Source organism: Comamonas testosteroni TK102, from assembly GCF_000739375.1.
Classification (GTDB): domain Bacteria; phylum Pseudomonadota; class Gammaproteobacteria; order Burkholderiales; family Burkholderiaceae_C; genus Comamonas; species Comamonas brasiliensis.
In genome coordinates, this window is sequence record NZ_CP006704.1 from 248,949 (window position 1) to 268,381 (window position 19,433).

Consider the following 19,433-nt stretch of genomic DNA (forward strand, 5'->3'; position numbering starts at 1 on the left):
CGGAGGCCCGGGCCTCACATGGGAAGGGATTCGGCCTGGGCATGCAGCAGGCGCTTGACGATTTTCCCGTTGGGATTGGTGGGCAGCGCTGCCACCGTCTCGATGCGGGATGGACGCTTGTAGGGCGCCAGGCGTTCGCGCAAATGGGCTTGCAGGGCCGGGATATCCAGCTGGCAACCGGGGCGCAGTTCCACGAAGGCAATCACCTGCTCGTTGCCATCGGCCTCCTTGCGCCCCACCACGGCCGAGCGCTCGATGCTGGGATGTGCATTCAGTGCGGTCTCGACCTCTGCGGGGTAGACGTTGAAGCCGGAGCGAATGATCATTTCCTTCAGGCGGCCCACCACCCACAGAGCGCCGTCTGAACTCAGCTTGCCCAGGTCACCGCTGGCATACCAGCCTCCGGCTCGCATGGCTGCCGCAGTGGCTTGCGGGTCGCGGAAATAGCCAGGCATCAGACCGCGGCCGCGCACCCACAGCTCTCCGCGCTCTCCGCAGGGCAGGGCCTGGCCGGTGACTGGGTCGGTCACCTGTACTTCGGCCTCGGCCACGGCATAGCCAGCGCTGGTGTCCTTGCGCCACTCGCACATGCGGGTGATGTGGACCGAGCCCGCGTATTCCGACAGGCCGTAGCCGTGGTGCAGGGCCTGACCGAAGAGGGTTTCCACACGTTCCTTGAGCGCCATGTCGAGAGGGCCGGCACCGGTATAGACAAAGCGCAGCGCCGGAGCCTTGACCTGATCTATGCCTTGCTCCTGCAGGTAGGCCAACAGACGAGAGAACAGTGCGGGCGGACCTTGCAGTTGCGAGACCCCATGGTGTTCGAGTGCATCCAGCAGATCGGCCGGGTCGAACTGGGGGGCGCATTACCAGCTGGGCCCGCGCATGCAGGGCCGTGAGCATGACGGTGGCCAGGCCAAAGATGTGCGTCATGGGTACGAAGGCATAGCAGCGGTCGGCCGGGGACAGCGCACGCGAGGCCGCAGACTGCTGCGCAAAATGGCACAGCGCATCATGGCCCAGCATCACTCCCTTGGGCTGGCCCGTGGTACCCGAAGTGAAGATCAGGCCTGCCACCTCGGATTGCAGCGGCCCGGTTTCGCTGAGGCTGTCCGCCTTGATCGGGCTGTAGGTCATGCCTGGCAGACAGCTGGGCAGGGCCTGGTAGCGCCGGGCATGTGCTTGTGCGCTGGCGGAAGCGCTGGCCGTGAAGTACACGGTGCGCGCATCGGCACGTTCGGCGAAGGCATCGATTTCGGCCGGCGCCATGCGCGCGTTGACGCCGCAAGACCAGGCGCCTATGCGGCTGCAGGCAAAGATCAGCGCTGCGTGTTCGGGGCAGTTCTCGGCCACGACCATCACGCGGTCGCCGGGGCGTACCTGCAGGCTGCGCAACTCCTTCTCGGCTTGATCGGCCAGGCGGGAGATGTCTCCAAAACTGAGGCTGCGATCGGGCAGCAGGATGAAGGGGGCATCGGCTCCCTGCTCCAGGCTGCGTTCCAGCAAATGGTGGATGCGTGCAGTCATGGTCAGTTGATCTCGATGCCATGGGTCACGGTGGCCCACATGGCGCGCTCCTTGGCGGCGCGATCGGCCAGCGTCTGGGCAGAGCCGGTCCATTCGTCATAGCCCAGTTCTGCGTAGCGCTTTTTCAGCTCGGGCTGGCCCAGTGCGGCATTGATGGCTTTGTTCATCTGCTGTACCAGCTGCGGCGACATGCCCTTGGGTCCGTAGACTCCATACCAGCCGCCCACGTCAAAGCCCTTGAGGCCCTCGATGCCGGACTCGGCAAAGGTCGGCACATCGGGCAGAGAGGGGTTGCGCCTGGGCGAGGTCACCGCCACGGCCCGTACCTTGTGGCTGTGGATAAAGGTGCTGGCGGTGCTGATGATGTCCATCATCATGCTGATCTGGCCGCCGATCACATCGTTCATGGCCGGGGCATTGCCTTTGTAGGGCACATGATTCATCTCGATGCCGCTGCGCGTGGCGAACAGCAGGGCGCCGAGATGGTTGGAGCCGCCGATGCCTGCCGAGCCATAGCTGAGTTTCTGGGGATGGGCCTTGGCGTAGCTGACCAGCTCGGCTGCGTTTTTGTAGGGCTCGTTGTTGTTGATCACCAGCACGTTGTAGTAGCTCAGCACGGGCGCCAGTGCGCTCAGATCCTTGGCCGGATCGAACTGCATCTGCTTCATCACATTGGGGCTGATGGTGATGGTGGGGCTGGCCGCAAACCAGAGGGTCTTGCCGTCGGGCTTGGCGCGCATCACCTCGCTGCCGGCCAGCGTGGCATTGGCGCCGGTCTTGTTCTCCACGGTGACCGGGCTGCCCAGCTCCTTGGAAAGCGCTTGTGCAAACAGGCGGGCGCCCTGGTCCACAGGGCCGCCGGCCGAGTAGCCGACCAGCAGTCGAACAGGGGCGCTGCTGGCACTGATCTGGGCCATGGCCGTGGTGGCCGCGCTCAGTGCCAACGCGGACAGTAGAACGTTGCGACCGGTGCAGGTGTGCATGTCTTGTCTCCTGGTGATGGGGCCCTGTGGGTATGCATGAAGGTCATGCGTATCGGGCCTGGTTTACCGACAAGACGCCATGGTGGGCGAGCCTGTTGCCTACGGGAATCTGCATTTTGCAAACCCGGGCTTTGCGCGTTTTTATGGGGTAGTAACCCTGAGCCATCCCTGTACAGCCACACAAAAAAGCCACCGGCCAAGACTGCCGGTGGCAAGCACAACCGAGGAGACGGTGTTCAGTAACGCTCGAAAACGGCGGCAATGCCCTGGCCGCCACCGATGCACATGGTCTCCAGGCCATAGCGGCCCTTGCGCCGTTCAAGTTCGTGCAGCAGCGTGGCCAGAATGCGCACGCCGGTGGCGCCAATGGGGTGGCCCAGCGAGATGCCGGAGCCATTCACGTTCAGCTTGTGCTCGATGGCCGCCTGGTCATGCCACTCCCAGCCTTTGAGCACGGCCAGCACCTGGCAGGCAAAGGCCTCATTGAGTTCCACCAGATCCATGTCGTCCAGCGTGAGGTGCAGGCGTGCCAGCAGCTTCTTTACGGCCGCGACGGGGCCTATGCCCATGTGCGAAGGCTCGCAGCCCGCTGCCGCCCATCCCACCAGGGCGGCCATGGGCGTCAGGCCCAGTTCGGCCAGCTTGTCCTCGGCCACGATCAGGCAGGCCGCCGAAGCATCGTTTTGCTGGCTGGCGTTGCCCGCCGTCACCGTGCCGCCCGGCATCAGCACGCGCAAGCTGGCCAGACTGTCCATGGTGGTGGCGGCGCGAAAGCCCTCGTCCTGGCTGAACAGCAGAGGCGCGCCCTTGCGCTGGGGCACGCTCACGGGAACGACTTCGTGGCGAAAGCGGCCAGCGGCCCAGGCATCGGCGGCACGCTGGTGGCTGCGCATGGCAAAGGCGTCGGCCGCATCGCGGCTGATGCCGTAGTCGCGGGCCAGGTTCTCGGCCGTCTCGATCATTCCCGAGATCTTGCCAAAGCGCTCCACGGGCTGCGAGCGCTCACGGCCGCGATCCAGGCGGTCGTACATGCGCACATTGCCCGAGCGCGCGCCCCAGCGCATGTCGGGGCTGTAGTACTCGATGTTGCTCATGCTCTCCACGCCGCCGGCAATCACCACGTCGGACGTGCCGCTTTGCACCATCATGGCTGCCGTGGCAACGGCCTGCAGGCCACCGCCGCAGCGGCGGTCCAGCTGCATGCCGGGCACCTCCACCGGCAGGCCGGCCTGCAGGGCGGCCCAGCGGCCCACGCAAGGGGTCTCGCTGCTGGCATACGACTGGGCGAACACCACATCATCGATGCGGGCGGGGTCTATGCCGCTGCGCTCTACCACGGCGCGCACCGTGGTGGCAGCCAGCTCCTCCACGGGGACGGGGCGCAGGCTGCCTCCGAAAGTACCGACGGGGGTGCGAAGCGGGGAAACAATGGCGGCGCGGCGCATGGTGGGGCTCCTTGTGGTGGTGATGGGAAAGCGGCTCAGCAAGGGAAAGCTGCTCCGCACTGACGCAGCAGACCATGGGCCTGCTGTTCCAGATGTTCTCGGTGTTGCGGTGCGGCAATGTCGATCAGGCGGCGCACGCGCCGGGACAGCGGTTGGCCGCGCAGGTCGGCCACGCCGTGCTCCGTGACGATCAGTCCGGCATCGGCGCGCGGCGTGCTTACCGGTCCGCCAAGCCGGGGCACGATGCGGCTGTGTGTCTTGGCGGTGGAGGGCAGGGCCAGAATCGGCAGGCCGCCTTTGCTGCGGGCAGCACCGCGCAGAAAGTCCACGGCGCCGCCGACGGCGCCCATATAGATGCCGCTGGCCACCTCGGCATTGATCTGACCGGTCAGATCCACTTCAATGGCGGAATTGATGGCCACCAGCTTGTCCATGGCTGCCAAGACTTCGGGGTGGTGGGTGTAAGCGGTGTCGCGCATCTGCAGCCTTGGGTTGCAATGGGCCCATTGGCGCAGGCCTGCCCCGCCCATCAGCACGCCTGCGGTGCCGATGCCGGGATCTACGCTCTTGCGCGCGTGGGTCAGCACGCCGGCCTCGGCCAGGGCGACCACCCCGTCGCCGATGGCGCCGCTATGCAGGCCCAGGTCCTTGTGCCGGTGCAGTGCGGTCAGCACGGCTTCGGGCAGATTGCCCACGCCCAGCTGCAGGCAGCTGCCATCCTCAACCAGACCGGCAATATGGGCTGCAATCGCCTGCTCTACGGCGCCCGGCTCCGTGCGGGCCATGTCGAGCAAGTTGGCGTCGGAATCGATGAGCAGATCGAAGTCGTCAGCTTGCAGATAGGGGCCACCTGCAGTCCACGGTACATCGCGGTGGACTTCGCCCACGATGACACGGGCGCGCTCCATGGCGGCGGGCAGGTACTCGCGCACCTGCCCCAGGCTGTGGCGGCCCTGTGCATCGGGCGGAGAGACCTGAAGCAACACCACATCGGCCGGAATATGGCCTTGTGCAATCAATGGCGGCAGCTGCGAGTAGTGCGAGGGAATGATGTCCAGCACGCCGGCCTGGGCCAGCGCGCGGTGGGGGCCGCTGGCGGCATAGCCCAGAAAATCCAGCACATCTGCATGTGCGGGCTGCAGGGTGTCCGACAGGCCCAGGCCCACAAACACCTGCAACCGACCACCTTGCGCCAGCGCATGACGGTGCTGCACCAAGGTGCGGGTCAAGGTCAGCGGCTCGGCCGTGGCCTGACCCCACCACAAGGTGTCGCCGGGACGCAGCAAGGCCTGCAGTCGCGCAGCAATCGTGCTCATTCCTTGCGATCCCAGTCAAAGCGCAGTGCTTGCTTGTCCTTGAAGCGGCGCACTGCGTCCAGGTGGTAGTCGGAGCCGCGGCAAATGGCTTGTGCACTGGCTTCCAGCTCCGCCATGGCATGGGCGTTCAGCTCGAAGGACTGGTTCATGATGTTCTTGGCCATGCCGACGGCCGTCGTCGATGCGTCGGCAAAACGGGCGGCCAGTTGCTGGGCCGCCAGCTGCAATGCCGCAGCGTCTTCGACGAGGTCGTAGACCATGCCCAGAGCCTTGGCCTCGTCCGCAGCCACGGTACGTGCGGTGAACACCAGCTCCTTGGCTTTTTGCAGACCCACGATGCGTGGCAGCAGCTGCATGGCGCCCAGGTCTGGCACCAGGCCGATGCGACCGAAGACGGCGCAGAACTTGGAGCGCCGTGTGGCAAGCACAAAGTCGGCAGCCAGGGCCAGGCTCAGTCCGGCACCAAAGGCCGCGCCATCGACGGCGGCAATCACCGGCTTTTCCATGTTCACCAGCTCGGAAAACCATTGGTGCAAGGCTCGCATGCGCTCCCGGTGAGCCACGCCGTCTTGCCGGCTGTTCATCATCAGACCGATGTCGCCGCCCGAACAGAAGGCGCCGCCGGCGCCGGTGAGAATCACGGTGTGCACATTGGCGTCGTCGCGCATCTGGACTACGGCCCGGGCCAGACCGTCGCGCACTTCCAGGCTCAGGGCGTTGCGTGCTTCGGGTCGGTTGAGGCTAATGGTTCCCACACCGTTTTCCACGGCGGTCAGTACGGCAGCAGCGTTCATGGTTGGTAGCAATCAAAGAGAGGAAAGGAGCGGAATGTGCGGGCCGGCATGACTCAGGTCAGTGCTGCGCACTAGAGTCGCCCTGCGAGCGCCGCGATGCGAGAGCGGAGGCACCGGGCTGCGGGGAGGGCGCAACGTGCCTCATGGGGATCACACCAGCTCCGCAAAACCATGGCTGAGCACTACCTTGTCGCGTTCCTGCACCTTGGCACGCAACTGGTAATGCGTCTGGCTGCCAGGCACGCGCCAGATTTCGGTGACCAGGGTTTCGCCGGGAAAGACCGGCGAGGCAAAACGGATGTCCAGTGCCCGAAAGCGTGAGGCATCGCCGCCCGCACACTGGCGCAACAGGGCACGGGTGACCAGGCCATAGCTGGCCAGCCCATGAAGAATGGGGCGCTCAAAGCCTGCGGCCGTGGCGACTGCGGGGTCTGCATGCAGAGGGTTGTAATCGCCGCAGAGGCGGTAGAGCAGCGCGGCCTCGGGGCGGGTTGCCTGGATGTCCGTGAAGTGCGGTGCGCTGTCTTGCGGCGTGGCTTGCAGCGCGGGCAGCGGGGTGTCCGTGGGCTGCCCGGTCTGGCTGAAGCCGCCATCACCGCGTAGAAAAGATACCTGCTGTACGGTGGCCAACAGAGTGCCGTCGGCTGTCTCCAGGCGACGCTCCGTCACCATGATGCAGCCCTTGCCTTCGCCCTTGTCCGTCAGATGGGTGACCCGGTTGTGGCCCACGACCTGAGCGGCAGATGGTAGCGGTCGGTGCAGCCGCATGCGCTGTTCGCCATGCAGCAGTCTGACCCAGTCGATGCCGGTATCCGGCTCGCGCGCCCAGAAGCCGGGGTAACCCAGGACCACGGCCTGAGAAGGCAGGGTGAGCAGGCCCTGGCCGTCCTTGCCTTCATACACATAGGGCAGGGCGCTGTGATCCAGCGGGTCGTTGCCCAGACCCAGGCTGAGCGCATACAGCATGCTGTCGCGTGCGCTGTACTGCTGGCGCACAGGCTCGAAGTGGCGCGCCTTGAGGTGGTGGTAGTCAATGGCCATGGACAGGCTCCTCGGAGTGATTCGCTGTGGGGGCAGTGGTTGTGACTCGGCGCATCTGACGAACGCCTCGCTTTGCAGGGGCTCCTCACCCCACACTCTCTCCTAAGGGGGGCGGCCTTAAAAACTGGCGCGGCGCATGTCAGCAGACAGCGAGCAAGGGCCGCGCCGCAGCGAGGCTGTCGTCCCCCCTGGGGGAAGGCGCGCAGCGCCTCAGGGAGGAGCCGTCACACCGGATCCCAGCTGAACACATCGGCCGAGCGATCCATGGGTACAAACGAGGCCTTGAGCGCGGGCATGCCGTGCTCGGCAATGAACTCGGGTGTCCAGCCTTCGCTGCGATGCACCGAGCGCAGCGGACGTGGCTGGCTCATCAGAAACAGCTCGTTGTTGCGCACGGCAAAGACCTGGGCGTTCACATCCCTGGCCTGGTCGGACAGCAGATAGACCGCCAGCGGCGCGATCTTGTTGGGCGTCATCTGCTGGATCTTGGCCACACGCGCCTGCTGCTCGGGGGTATCGGTGGGAATGGAGCCGATCATGCGGCTCCAGGCAAAGGGAGCGATGCAGTTGGAGCGCACATTGAACCTGGCCATGTCCAAGGCAATGGATTTGGACAGGGCGGTCAGGCCCAGCTTGGCGGCGCTGTAGTTGGCCTGGCCCAGGTTGCCGATCAGGCCGGAGGTGGACGTCATGTGGACCAGGGCGCCGCTTTCCTGTTCCTTGAAGTGGTTGGCCGCGGCGCGGCTCATGAAGTAGCTGCCGTAGAGATGAACCTTGATGACGGCGTCCCACTCCTCCAGGCTCATCTTGTGAAAGAACCGGTCGCGCAGAATGCCGGCGTTGTTGACGACGCCATCGATGCGACCAAAGCTGTCCACCGCGCATTGCACAATGCGGCTGGCACTGGCCGCTTCAGAGACGCTGTCGGTACTGGCAACGGCCTGGCCGCCTGCGGCCTTGATCTCGTCGACCACGTTCTGAGCCGGACCGGCGTCGGTGCCTTCGCCGGAGGTGGACGTGCCGATGTCGTTGACCACCACTCTTGCACCCGACGCCGCCATGGCCAAGGCAATGTCTCGACCGATTCCGCCTCCGGCGCCGGTCACCACTACGACCTTGTCTTGCATCATCTTCTGGGCCATGGCTTGTCGTCCTTTGCTGTTGTCGTGAGAGATGAGCCCAGCATGCCGGCAAACCGGCGCGGACGCCATTTGCCAATCCCGAGGACGGACTTCGTCAGCGTGAAAGCCGCTGTTGCGCACCACGGGTTGTCACGCCCTTAGGCAGCGCTGAAGACATGCTTTCAAAAACGCGGCTTGCCTGACGGCGTCGCTGCCTCGACCATGGCAGCCATGACAGAACCGCAACCTGCAATCATCGACGGCGCCAAGCTGGCGCATCTTCAGTCTTGGCAGAGCAAAAGCGAAACCGCGCTCGACCTCATCACCGCCGCTCCCTTGCGGGCCCTGTCGGCCACGCTGGATCGGGATGAGCCTGCTCCTGCACCCGGTACGCCGGTGGCGCCGCTGTGGCACTGGCTGTATTTCCTGCCGCATGCGCGTCAGAGCGAGATCGGCCCCGACGGGCATCCACGGCGCGGCGGTTTCCTGCCGCCCGTGCCGCTGCCGCGCCGCATGTGGGCCGGCGGGCGGCTGCGCTGGGAGACAGACAATCCGCTGCGCCTGGGGCAGGAGGTGCAGCGTGTCTCCACCATCCGCAGCGTGCAGCACAAGACCGGACGCTCGGGCGAGCTGCTGTTCGTGCTGGTGGAACACCGTTTCTCGAACCAGGACGGTTTGGCGCTGGTCGAGGAGCACGACATCGTCTACCGGGCCGCCGCCGGCCCCGGCGATCCGGTGCCGCCACCGCAGCAGCCGCCGCTTGCGGGCCAGGCAGCCTGGTCGCGCACCATCGTGCCAGACGACATCCTGCTGTTTCGCTACTCGGCGCTGACCTTCAACGGCCACCGCATCCACTACGACCGTCAGTACGTGACCCAGGTCGAGGGCTACCCGGGCCTGATCGTGCATGGCCCGCTGATTGCCACGCTGCTGCTCGATCTGCTGCGCCGCAAGCTGCAGGGCGCCAAGGTGGTCACGTTCGACTTCAAGGCCTTGCGGCCGACCTTCGACCTTCACCCTTTCAGCGTGCACGGCAAGCCGCGCGAGGACGGCAGGACCGTCGACCTGTGGGCGCGGGACCACGACGGCTTTCTCACCATGCAGGCTACGGCCACGGTGTCCTGAAGAATCAAGAAAACCATAGCTGATAACGCTTTATGGGTAAGCGTTTGAGGTCAAAAAGGCTTGAAATGATCGAATACACCAGCTCCAATAACCACCACGAGATCCGCGATGCCATTCGTGCGCTGTGTGCGGAGTTTCCCGACGAGTATTTCCGCAAGATCGACGAGCAGCGCGTCTACCCCGAAGCCTTCGTCAACGCGCTCACGAACGCAGGCTGGCTGGCCGCGCTGATTCCGCAGGAGTACGGCGGCAGCGGCCTGGGCCTGACCGAGGCCAGCGTCATCATGGAGGAGATCAACCGCTGCGGCGGCAACTCGGGCGCCTGCCACGGCCAGATGTACAACATGGGCACACTGCTGCGCCATGGATCGCAGGCGCAGAAGGAGAATTACCTGCCGCGTATCGCCTCGGGCGAATGGCGGCTGCAGTCCATGGGTGTCACAGAGCCCACCACGGGCACGGACACCACCAAGATCAAGACCAGCGCCGTGAAGAAGGATGGGCGCTATGTGATCAATGGTCAGAAGGTCTGGATCAGCCGCATCCAGCACAGCGACTTCATGATCCTGCTGGCGCGCACCACACCGCTGGCAGAAGTGAAGAAGAAAAGCGAGGGCATGTCCATCTTCATGGTCGATCTGCGCGAGGCCGAGAGGAAGGGCATGACCGTGCGCCCCATCCTCAACATGGTCAACCACGAGACCAACGAGCTGTTCTTCGAGGATCTGGAGATTCCCGAGGAGAACCTGATCGGCGAGGAAGGCAAGGGCTTCAAGTACATCCTCGACGGGCTGAACGCCGAACGCACGCTGATTGCGGCCGAGTGCATAGGCGACGGCTACTGGTTCCTGGACCGTGTGACGAATTACGTGAAGGACCGCCAGGTGTTCGGCCGTCCCATCGGCCAGAACCAGGGCGTGCAGTTCCCGATCGCCGATGCCTTCATCGAGGTCGAGGCCGCCAATCTCATGCGCTGGAAGGCCTGCGAACTGTTCGACGCGCGAGAGTCCATGGGCGCTCAGGCCAATATGGCCAAGTATCTAGCGGCCAAGGCCAGCTGGGAGGCGGCCAATGCCTGCATCCAGTTCCACGGTGGCTTCGGCTTTGCCTGCGAGTACGACGTGGAGCGCAAGTTCCGCGAAACCCGCCTCTATCAGGTGGCGCCGATCTCCACCAATCTGATCTATTCCTATGTGGCCGAGCACCTGCTGGGTCTGCCACGTTCGTTTTGAGATGAAGTACCCCCCTGAGTCGCTGCGCGCCTTCCCCCTGAAAGGGGGACGACAGCCTCGCTGCGGGGCGGCCCTTGCTTGCTGTCCCTGGCTTTGAGCGCGCCAGTTGTTCGGGTAGTGAGTTTTGCCAAAGTGCAATGGATTTCCAAGATGAAAAAGCATAGTCTTCGACCCCTTGACGGCATCACCGTGGTCTCGCTGGAGCACGCGGTGGCCGCGCCCTTTTGCACTCGCCAGCTCGCCGATCTGGGGGCTCGCGTGATCAAGGTGGAGCGCCCCGGTGCCGGCGACTTTGCGCGCGGCTACGACCAGCGTGTAAATGGCCAGTCCTCGCACTTCACCTGGATCAACCGCAGCAAGGAAAGCCTGGCGCTGGACCTCAAGCAGCCGGCGGCCCTGCAAGCCCTGCTGCAACTGCTGACCACGGCTGATGTGCTGGTGCAGAACCTGGCACCGGGCGCGGCTGCGCGCATGGGTCTGTCCTACGAGGTGCTGAAGGCCCGCAACCCGCAACTCATCGTCTGCGACATCAGCGGCTATGGCGCCGACGGTCCCTACCGGGACAAGAAGGCCTACGACCTGCTGATCCAGAGCGAGGCGGGGTTTCTCTCGGTCACGGGCACGGAGCAGGAGCCGTCCAAGGCAGGGATCTCGGTGGCCGATATCGCGGCCGGGATGTACGCCTATACCAATGTTCTTTCTGCCCTGCTGCTGCGCGGGCGCACGGGCGAGGGCAGCCATATCGATGTCTCCATGCTGGAGGCACTGGGCGAATGGATGGGCTATCCCATGTACTACGCCTGGGACGGCGCGCCGCCGCCGCCGCGCACGGGCGCATCGCATGCCAGCATCTACCCCTATGGACCCTTCATGGCGGGCGATGGCGGTACGGTGATGCTGGGCCTGCAGAACGAGCGCGAATGGAAGCTTTTCTGCGAGCAGGTGCTGCTGCAGCCGGCACTGGCCAGCGATGCGCGCTTTGACAGCAATGCACGGCGCAATGCCCACCGCGAGGAGCTGCAGGGCCTGATCCTGAGTGTGTTTGCCGGGCTTGACGCACAGCAGGTGGTGCAGCGCCTGGAGCAGGCCGGCATTGCCAACGCCCGTGTCAACGACATGGCGGGCCTGTGGGCCCATCCGCAATTGGCCGCACGCCAGCGCTGGTGCAGCGTGGGAACGCCGGCCGGGCCGGTGCAGGCGCTGCTGCCGCCCGGTGCCAACAGCGCCTTTGACTACCGCATGGACGCCGTGCCGTCCGTAGGCGAGCACAGTGCGGCCATCCTGGCCGAGCTGGGGTGGTCGGCCGAGCGCATCCGTGCTCTGTACGCCGAAGAAGCAACTCTGTGAAAACTGTGCGCAGCGTATGCGCGGGAGTGATTCCATGAAGAACGAGACCCAAGTGAGCATTCATCCGCTGGCCCGGTTCGCGGCCACGCTGTGCTGGGAGGATGTCCCGCTGCAGGTGCAGCGCCGCGCCGAGGATCTGTGGGTGGACTGGTTCGGCTCCGTTCTCGCCGGCCAGAACGCGCGCCCTGTGCAGAGCATCACGCGCTTTGCACTGTCCCAGGGGCCGGCCGCGGGCCCCTGCGAGATACTGGGCAGTGACGCCACCAGCTCGCCGCTGATGGCGGCCCAGGCCAACGCCGCAGCCTCGCATGTGGCCGAGCAGGACGATGTGCACAACGGCTCGGTCTTCCACCCCGCCGCCGTGGTTTTCCCGCCCGCGCTGGCCGTGGCGCAGAGCCTTGGTGCCAGCGGCATCGAGCTCATGCAGGCCTGTGTGGCCGGCTATGAGGTCGGCATCCGGGTGGGCGAGTTCCTGGGCCGCAGCCACTACCGCATCTTCCATACCACGGCCACGGCCGGCACGCTGGCAGCGGCTGCTGCCGTGGGCCGTTTGCTCAAGCTGACACCCGAGCAGATGCAGCATGCCTTCGGCTCGGCCGGCACACAGTCGGCGGGGCTGTGGGAGTTTCTGCGCACGGGCGCCGACAGCAAGCAGTTGCACACGGCGCATGCTGCCTCAGCAGGACTGACGGCCGCCTTTCTGGCGCAGGATGGTTTCACGGGCGCGCAGGACATCTTCATGGGGCCGCAGGGGCTTGCGGCGGGCATGTCCACCGATGCCGACCCGGCCCGGCTCAGCGATGGGCTGGGCACGCGCTGGGCCACGGCAGAGACCTCGTTCAAATGGCATGCCTCCTGCCGCCACACCCACCCTGCCGCCGATGCGCTGCTGCAGGTCATGCAGCAGCACGGCATAGTGCCTGCCGACCTGGCACGGATCACCTGCCATGTGCACCAGGGCGCCATCGATGTGCTGGGCCCCGTGGTCAGGCCGAGCACCGTGCACCAGAGCAAGTTCTCCATGGGCACCGTGCTGGCGCTGGCGGCGCGTCACGGCCATGCGGGGCTGATGGAGTTCGACCGCGACTATCTGGCACAGGAAACCGTGGAGCTGCGCGACAAGGTGAGCATGGAGCTTGATGCCGAGGTCGACGCGGCCTATCCCCGGCGCTGGATAGGCAAGGTCAGCGTGCAGACCACGGATGGCCGCTTGCTCAAGGGCCGTGTCGACGAACCCAAGGGCGACCCCGGTAACACGCTGTCGCGCGAGGAGATCACGGCCAAGGCGCTGCGGCTGGCTGACTACGGCGGGGTGGATGCGGCGCGGGCTGCCGCGGCCATCCACAAAGCGTGGGCTGTGGCCGCCTGGCCGCAAGTGGGCGCTTTGATGTAGGAGACAGCGATGAACGACTTTTCTGCGTGGATGCAAGAACGGTTCGACGACTACGTCCGCCAGTTGGAAAGCCTGGTGAACATCGACTCGGGCAGCTACCACAAGGCAGGCGTTTCCAAGGTGCTCGATTGGGTCGCCGGCTACCTGGATGGGCTGGGTATCGAGGTGCAGCGGCTGCAGGATGGCGGGCGATTGGTATGCGTGCGCGCCACCGTCCACCCCGGCGCGTCGCGTGAGCGCTCTGCCCTGCTGCTGGGCCATTGCGACACCGTGTTCCCCGAGGGAGAGGCTCAGCGTCGGCCCTTTCGCGTGGATGGCCCTGTCGCCTATGGCCCCGGCGTGGCCGACATGAAGGCCGGCGTGCTGATGAACGCCTACCTGCTGCAGGCCTGGCAGGCCATGGGCGATAAAGGCACCACGCTCTCGGCGCTGTTCACCTGTGACGAGGAAATCGGCTCGCCCCAGAGCGGCGCCTTCATCGAGGCCACCTGTCGCCAGCACCGCTACGCTTTCAATTCCGAGCCCGGCCGCCCCAACGGCAACGTGGTGGTGGGCCGCAAGGGCGGCGTGTTCTTCGACGTGCAGGTGCAGGGCAAGGCCGCGCACGCGGGGGCGAACTTCTATTCGGGCATCAGCGCTATCTCGGCTCTGGCGAAAAAGATCCAGAGCATGGAGCAGCTCATCGACCCGGACGAGGGCATCACCCTCAACGTGGGCCTGATCCGTGGCGGCCTGTCTGTCAACACCGTGGCACCGTCGGCTGTGGCGGGGGTGGACCTGCGCATCCACACCATGGCGCAGCGCGAGCGCTGCCTGAGCGAGGTGGCTCGCATCTGCGCCACCAGCCTGCAGGGCGAGACCGCGTCGTGGTCTGTGCGCGGCGAGTTCAAGCCCTTCGTGCAGAGCGAGGGTTCGCGCCTCCTGGCCGAGAAGTACCTGGAGATTTCGGTGACCGAGGGCATCGCCGTCAAAGGCGAGGTGACGGGCGGCTGCTCCGACTCGGGCATCGCCGCCGAATGCGGCTGCGACGTGATCTGCGCCGTGGGCCCGTCGGGCGGCGAATTTCACACGCCCGAGGAATACGTGCGCCTCGACTCGGTGGTCGGCAAGGCCAAGGTGCTTTTTAGAACCCTGAAGACCCTGGGAGCCTGAACTATGAGAACCATCCCCGCTCTGCTGGCCGCCTGTGCTCTGGCCCTGTCCCTCGGGGCCTTGGCGCAAGGGCGCATCCTGGTGCCTTACCCAGCCGGCGGCCCCAGCGACGCCACGGGCCGCGTGATCGCCAACGCGCTCAGCGGCCAGGGCAAGCCCTTCTTCGTGGAGAACCTCGGCGGCGCCACGGGGCTGCTGGCGGTCAACAAGTTCCTGGCCAACCCGCAGAACCAGGTCTTCCAGGGCACGCAGAACGAGCTGATCTTGCCTGTGCTGCTGAACCAGGCCGCCAAGTTCAAGTCCGAGGACTTCGTGCCCGTGCAGTACGTCACTCAGACCTACCTGGTGCTGGCCGTGCGCAAGGGCCTGGGCGTGAAGAACTTCGACGAATTCTTCGCGCTCGCCAGTAGCCGCAAGGACAGCCCCCTGACCTATGGCACGGTGGGCGTGGGATCGCTGTACCACGTGATGGGCGAGTACCTGGCCAAGAAGAAGGGCGTGGCGCTGAACCACATCCCGTACAAGGGCGGTGCGCCCGCCATGCAGGACTTGATCGGCGGGCAGATCGACTTCTCCATCACGCCCTATCAGACCGCTTTCGACGACATGGCGGCAAAGGGCATGTTCCAGGTCATCGGCATTTTCTCGGCTGCCAAACCGCCCACGCTGGCTCAGCTGCAGACGGCAAGCAGCGTGGAGGGGCTGGCCGACTTCGACTTCTCCAGCTATGCGGGCTACTTCCTCAAGCGTACCGCCACCGAGGAGGAGAAGCAAAAGGCCAGCGCGCTGTTCGCTTTCGCGATGGCGGACGAGAAAGTCAAGCACAGCCTTCAGCTCGACGGCCGCCGCGTGCTGTCGCCTGTTTCGCTGAAAGAGGCGGACGCGATGTACATGGCCGAGATCGCACGCTACAAGAAGCTGCTGGAGACCGTGGGCCCCATCAAGCTCGATTGATCCTTCAGAATTTTTACCAGGAGACAACCATGGCTTTCTTCCCCTCGCAAATCGCCCGCCGCGCCGTCGCGGCTCTGCTGCTCGGCTGGGCCGGCTTTTCCCAGGCCGCAGGCTGGCCGGACAAGCCTGTGACCCTGGTCGTTCCCTACAGCGCCGGAGGGCCTACCGATGTGGTGGCTCGGCTGCTGGCCGTGCCGATGGGCCAGTACCTGGGGCAGACGGTGCTTGTCGAAAACACGGTGGGCGCAGGCGGCACGCTGGCACCGGCGCGCATCGTGCGCTCCAAGCCCGACGGCTACACCATATTGATCCACCACATGGGCATGGCCACTGCGCCCTCGCTGTACAAAAAGCTGCCCTACGACCCGCTCAAGGACTTCGAGTACATCGGCCAGGTGCTGGACGTGCCCATGACCCTGCTGTCGCGCAAGGACTTCCCGGCGAACAGCTTTGCCGAGCTGCTGGACTATGTGAAGAAGCACCAGGACAAGGTGTCGCTGGCCAATGCCGGCGTAGGCGCCGTGTCGCAGCTGTGCGGCATGCTGTTCATGCACCAGGCGGGTGTGAAGCTGACCGTCGTGCCTTACAAGGGAGCCGGTCCAGCCATGAACGATCTGATGGGCGGGCAGGTCGACCTGCTGTGCGACCAGACTACCCAGACCGTGCCCGTGATCCAGGACGGCAAGCGCGCGAAGGTCTTCGGCGTGACCACACCTCAGCGTCTGTCGTCGCTGCCCAATATCCCGACGCTGGACGAGCAGGGCCTCAGGGGCTTCGACGTCAAGGTCTGGCATGGCATGTATGCGCCCAAGGGCACGCCCAGGGAAGCGTTGGAGCAGCTGAACAAGGCGCTGAATGTGGCGCTCAAGGACGATAACGTCAGAAAGCGCATAGCCGAACTCAGCTCCGATCTCGTCACGCCCGACAAGGCCACGCCAGAAGGACTGCGCAAGCACCTGGAGGCCGAAGTCGCGCGCTGGCGCGCCGTCATCAAGGCAGCCGGCGTATCGGCCGAGTAAGACCGTGCACGGCATGAGGCCCGCGCCCCGGCGCGGGCCTCCATCAGCCGATTGAAATCCTGCATTTCCAAGAGACGCCATGAGCACCTTGCTGCATAACGCCTGCACTTTTTTGTTCGTTCCCGCCAACCGGCCGCAGCGGCTTGTCAAGGCTCTTGCCAGCGGCGCCGATATGGTGATCGCAGACTGCGAGGATGCCGTGGCGCCCGGCGACAAGCAGGCCGCCAGATTGGCCCTGGAGCAGGCCGTGCAGCAGCTTTCCATGTCCGAGCGCGAACGGTTGATGGTACGTATCAATGCCTGGGAAACGCCCTGGTTCGATGAAGATCTGCGGGCGCTGGCACGGCTGGTGGCCGACGGCGTGGCCGGGGCCGTGGTGCCCAAGGCGGAAAGCGCGGCGGGGCTGCAGCAGATTGCCGGTGCAGCCGGCCCGCGCTGTGCGTTGCTGCCCCTGGTGGAAAGCGTGGCGGGCCTGGATGCCTGCGATGCGCTGGCCGGCACCGCGCAGGTGGTGCGGCTGGCTTTCGGGCATCTGGACTTTCAGGTCGATGCCGGCATGCAGTGCGAGCCGGACGAAGCCGAGCTTCTGCCGGTACGTCTGGCGCTGATCCTGGCATCGCGCCGGCGGGGACTGGCCCGCGCCGTGGATGGCGTCACCATCGACACCAAGGATGCGGCCCGCCTGGAGAGCGACACCGGGCGCGCGCTGCGCATGGGTTTTGGCGCCAAGCTGTGCATACACCCGGACCAGGTTGGCACGGTCAACCGCGTGTTTGCGCCTTGCAATCCGGCCGTGGCCCAGGCCCGTGCGGTGGTGCAGGCCATGCAGGCCTCTGGCGGCGGCGTCTGCACCGTCAACGGCAAGATGGTGGATGCGCCCGTGCTCCATCTGGCGCAGCAGACACTGGCCCGCCACATCTGGGCCCAGCAGCGCATGCAGCGCGACATCTAGTCTTATCGGACGTTGCCGGGCACCGCCGCCTGGTGCAGATTCATGCTGCTTCATGAAACAGGGGAACGGCATGAACCAGGCTTTGGTATGTGTGGTGACAGGGGCCAGCCGTGGCGTCGGCCGGGGTGTGGCGCTGGCGCTGGGTGCGTCGGGGGCAATCGTCTATGTAACGGGGCGCAGCGTGAAGGAGGGCGACTCGCCGCTGCCGGGCACGATAGGCAGGACGGCCGCCGATGTGACGGCTGCGGGCGGCCACGGCATTGCCGTGGCCTGTGACCATGGCGATGATGCCCAGGTGGCAGCGCTGTTCGAGCGCGTGCGTCGCGAGCATGGCCGGCTCGACATTCTGGTCAATTGTGCGATTGCGATTCCCGATGCGCTCACGGTGCCCGGGCCCTTCTGGCAGAAGCCGCTGGAGATGACCGGGCTGCTCGATGTGGGCCTGCGCTCCACCTATGTGGCCAGCCATTGCGCGGCCGGCCTGCTGATCGCGGGGCGCGGCCTGGTGGTCAATATCTCGTCAGCCGGCAGCCGCTGTTATATGCATGGTCCGGCCTATGGCGCGGGAAAGGCCGGCTCGGACAAGATGAGCTTCGACATGGCCCACGATTTCAAGCCTGCCGGCGTGAGCGTGGTCTCGCTCTGGCCGGGGCTGGTCAAAACCGAACGCTCCGCACGCGTCTGCGCGGTCGAACCCGACAAGTACGGCGACAGCTTCGACAGCGCCGAAACGCCGCAATTCATTGGTCGGGTGATTCTGGCCTTGCATGGCGATGCCGACTGCCTGGAACAGCGCTCCGGCGGCGTGTTCTACACGGCCGAACTGGCCAGCCAGTATGGCGTGCAGGACATCGATGGCGCGCAGCCTCCGTCGCCGCGCGCCTACTTCGGCGCACCACCGGAGTTCAGCCCGGTGGTGGTCGAATAGGCCGGTGCACTGATTGCACGCAAGAGCCGGGCCGTTGTGGCGACTACACTGCGGCCTTCCTTGTTCTTGCTGTACCCGGTCCGTGTCTGCTTCTGTCTCCCCTTCCCGCCGCCGCTGTCTGCTTCTATCCTTCTCGCTGTCTCTGGCATTAGGTCTGTCGGCCTGTGCCACGGCCACCCCTGAACAAAGTCAGGATGAGCTGATCCGGCGCTTTTACGCACTGGTTGCGGCCGGCGATTTCGACGCCTGCATTGCCCTGGTCTCGGCACGCAATATTTCCAGGGAGCAGCTGGCGAGTTTTGAGTACAAGCTGCGCCGCATGCTGGCAGGCGCCAAGGCAATGATCGACTCCAAGGGCGGCCTGGCCAAGGTGGAAGTGGTGGAAAGAACGCTCTCCGAAGACCAGCAGGTCGTCAAGCTGCGGGTGCTGGTCACCTATGGCGATGGCAATACCCGCCGCGAGCGCATCAATCTGTTTCAGGAACAGGGCGTCTGGAAAGTGCAGCTGTGATTTTTCGGCGGCTGGCAACGGCTGCTGTGATGGTGCTGTCGGCCTGCTGTGTCGGCCTGGCTTTTGCAAAGCCGCAACTGCCGCCGCAGGCGGCGCCCGGTGATCTGATCTTCCGCCAGGGTACTGAGAACGTCAGTCACCTGGTGCAAGCCGTGGACCGCGGTGACTTCAGCCATGTGGGCATGCTGGTGGGCCGGCCCGGTCAGTGGCAGGTGCTGCATGCCACGCCGTCCGAACGCGAGGGCCAGCCCGATGCCGTGGTGCTGGATTCGCTGGACTTTTTTCTGGACGCTCGGCGCGCCCGGGCCTATCGCCTGTATCAGGTCGCTTCCGACACCGGCACGCGTGAGCGGGCCGTGGCCTGGGCCATGGCGCAGCAGGGCAAGCCGTTTCAGCTGCAGGGAGACGCTCAGGATCTGTACTGCACCACGCTGGTCTGGCAGGCCTGGCAGCAAGGCGGTATGGATCTCGGGGTGGTGTTCACCAAGGTGGAGCTGCCGGTTCTCGGCGGGCTCTACCTGCTGCCCGGCAAGCTGCTGCGCTCATCCCGTTTGCGCCCGCTGACGCCCTTGCTGTCTTTGCGCTAGAGAAGG

General features: G+C 65.4%; 17 protein-coding genes and 1 pseudogene. 11 read left to right on the top strand and 7 right to left on the bottom strand.

Annotated features, from left to right (window positions below):
* Nucleotides 1-14: 14 nt before the first annotated feature.
* The 7 genes and pseudogenes from O987_RS27495 to O987_RS01100 all read right to left on the bottom strand — a co-directional run bounded on the left by O987_RS27495 (nt 15) and on the right by O987_RS01100 (nt 8,248).
* Nucleotides 15-1,527: pseudogene (locus tag O987_RS27495) on the bottom strand (class I adenylate-forming enzyme family protein).
* Nucleotides 1,528-1,529: 2 nt separating this feature from the next.
* Nucleotides 1,530-2,510, bottom strand: coding sequence for a Bug family tripartite tricarboxylate transporter substrate binding protein (locus tag O987_RS01075; RefSeq protein ID WP_043370539.1), 981 nt, complete (start codon nt 2,508-2,510; stop codon nt 1,530-1,532).
* A 236-nt stretch (nt 2,511-2,746) separates the two neighbouring features.
* The gene (locus O987_RS01080; protein WP_043375992.1) at nt 2,747-3,955 is read right to left on the bottom strand and encodes an acetyl-CoA C-acetyltransferase; all 1,209 of its coding nucleotides are present in this window, start codon (nt 3,953-3,955) and stop codon (nt 2,747-2,749) included.
* A gap of 35 nt (nt 3,956-3,990) precedes the next feature.
* Complete coding sequence (locus tag O987_RS01085; RefSeq protein WP_043370541.1) at nt 3,991-5,271, bottom strand: acetyl-CoA hydrolase/transferase family protein; 1,281 nt, start codon at nt 5,269-5,271, stop codon at nt 3,991-3,993.
* Nucleotides 5,268-6,065, bottom strand: a complete 798-nt coding sequence (locus O987_RS01090; RefSeq protein WP_043370543.1) for an enoyl-CoA hydratase/isomerase family protein — start codon at nt 6,063-6,065, stop codon at nt 5,268-5,270. The genes O987_RS01085 and O987_RS01090 overlap by 4 nt, the downstream gene beginning before the upstream one ends.
* 150 nt (nt 6,066-6,215) lie before the next feature.
* Entirely contained in the window at nt 6,216-7,106 is an 891-nt protein-coding gene (locus tag O987_RS01095) for a MaoC/PaaZ C-terminal domain-containing protein (protein WP_043370545.1), read from the bottom strand.
* Between the two features lie 224 nt (nt 7,107-7,330).
* On the bottom strand, nt 7,331-8,248 hold the full coding sequence (locus O987_RS01100; protein ID WP_043370547.1) for an SDR family NAD(P)-dependent oxidoreductase: 918 nt from the start codon (nt 8,246-8,248) through the stop codon (nt 7,331-7,333).
* A gap of 201 nt (nt 8,249-8,449) precedes the next feature.
* Here O987_RS01100 and O987_RS01105 point away from each other — a divergent pair, with 201 nt between their 5' ends.
* The 11 genes from O987_RS01105 to O987_RS01155 all read left to right on the top strand — a co-directional run bounded on the left by O987_RS01105 (nt 8,450) and on the right by O987_RS01155 (nt 19,427).
* The gene (locus O987_RS01105; protein WP_043375994.1) at nt 8,450-9,352 is read left to right on the top strand and encodes an FAS1-like dehydratase domain-containing protein; all 903 of its coding nucleotides are present in this window, start codon (nt 8,450-8,452) and stop codon (nt 9,350-9,352) included.
* A 65-nt stretch (nt 9,353-9,417) separates the two neighbouring features.
* A complete protein-coding gene (locus O987_RS01110; protein ID WP_043370548.1) occupies nt 9,418-10,584 on the top strand; it encodes an acyl-CoA dehydrogenase family protein in 1,167 nt (388 codons plus the stop codon).
* A 150-nt stretch (nt 10,585-10,734) separates the two neighbouring features.
* Nucleotides 10,735-11,931 carry a CaiB/BaiF CoA transferase family protein gene (locus O987_RS01115; protein ID WP_043375996.1) on the top strand — a complete coding sequence of 399 codons (1,197 nt, stop codon included), beginning with the start codon at nt 10,735-10,737 and terminating at the stop codon, nt 11,929-11,931.
* A 34-nt stretch (nt 11,932-11,965) separates the two neighbouring features.
* The gene (locus tag O987_RS01120; RefSeq protein ID WP_043370549.1) at nt 11,966-13,324 is read left to right on the top strand and encodes an MmgE/PrpD family protein; all 1,359 of its coding nucleotides are present in this window, start codon (nt 11,966-11,968) and stop codon (nt 13,322-13,324) included.
* 9 nt (nt 13,325-13,333) lie between these two features.
* The gene (locus O987_RS01125) at nt 13,334-14,476 is read left to right on the top strand and encodes a M20 family metallopeptidase (protein WP_043370551.1); all 1,143 of its coding nucleotides are present in this window, start codon (nt 13,334-13,336) and stop codon (nt 14,474-14,476) included.
* A gap of 3 nt (nt 14,477-14,479) precedes the next feature.
* Nucleotides 14,480-15,430, top strand: coding sequence for a tripartite tricarboxylate transporter substrate binding protein (locus tag O987_RS01130; protein ID WP_003059574.1), 951 nt, complete (start codon nt 14,480-14,482; stop codon nt 15,428-15,430).
* Nucleotides 15,431-15,459: 29 nt separating this feature from the next.
* A complete protein-coding gene (locus tag O987_RS01135; protein ID WP_019042922.1) occupies nt 15,460-16,449 on the top strand; it encodes a tripartite tricarboxylate transporter substrate-binding protein in 990 nt (329 codons plus the stop codon).
* Nucleotides 16,450-16,528: 79 nt separating this feature from the next.
* Nucleotides 16,529-17,401: an HpcH/HpaI aldolase/citrate lyase family protein gene (locus tag O987_RS01140; RefSeq protein ID WP_043370553.1), complete on the top strand. Its 873-nt coding sequence runs from the start codon at nt 16,529-16,531 to the stop codon at nt 17,399-17,401.
* Nucleotides 17,402-17,471: 70 nt separating this feature from the next.
* Complete coding sequence (locus tag O987_RS01145) at nt 17,472-18,329, top strand: SDR family NAD(P)-dependent oxidoreductase (protein ID WP_043370554.1); 858 nt, start codon at nt 17,472-17,474, stop codon at nt 18,327-18,329.
* Nucleotides 18,330-18,411: 82 nt separating this feature from the next.
* The gene (locus tag O987_RS01150; protein ID WP_043370556.1) at nt 18,412-18,840 is read left to right on the top strand and encodes a DUF4878 domain-containing protein; all 429 of its coding nucleotides are present in this window, start codon (nt 18,412-18,414) and stop codon (nt 18,838-18,840) included.
* Nucleotides 18,837-19,427 (top strand): YiiX/YebB-like N1pC/P60 family cysteine hydrolase, encoded by a 591-nt coding sequence (locus O987_RS01155; protein ID WP_043370557.1) that lies wholly within the window; start codon nt 18,837-18,839, stop codon nt 19,425-19,427. The genes O987_RS01150 and O987_RS01155 overlap by 4 nt, the downstream gene beginning before the upstream one ends.
* Nucleotides 19,428-19,433 lie beyond the last annotated feature (6 nt).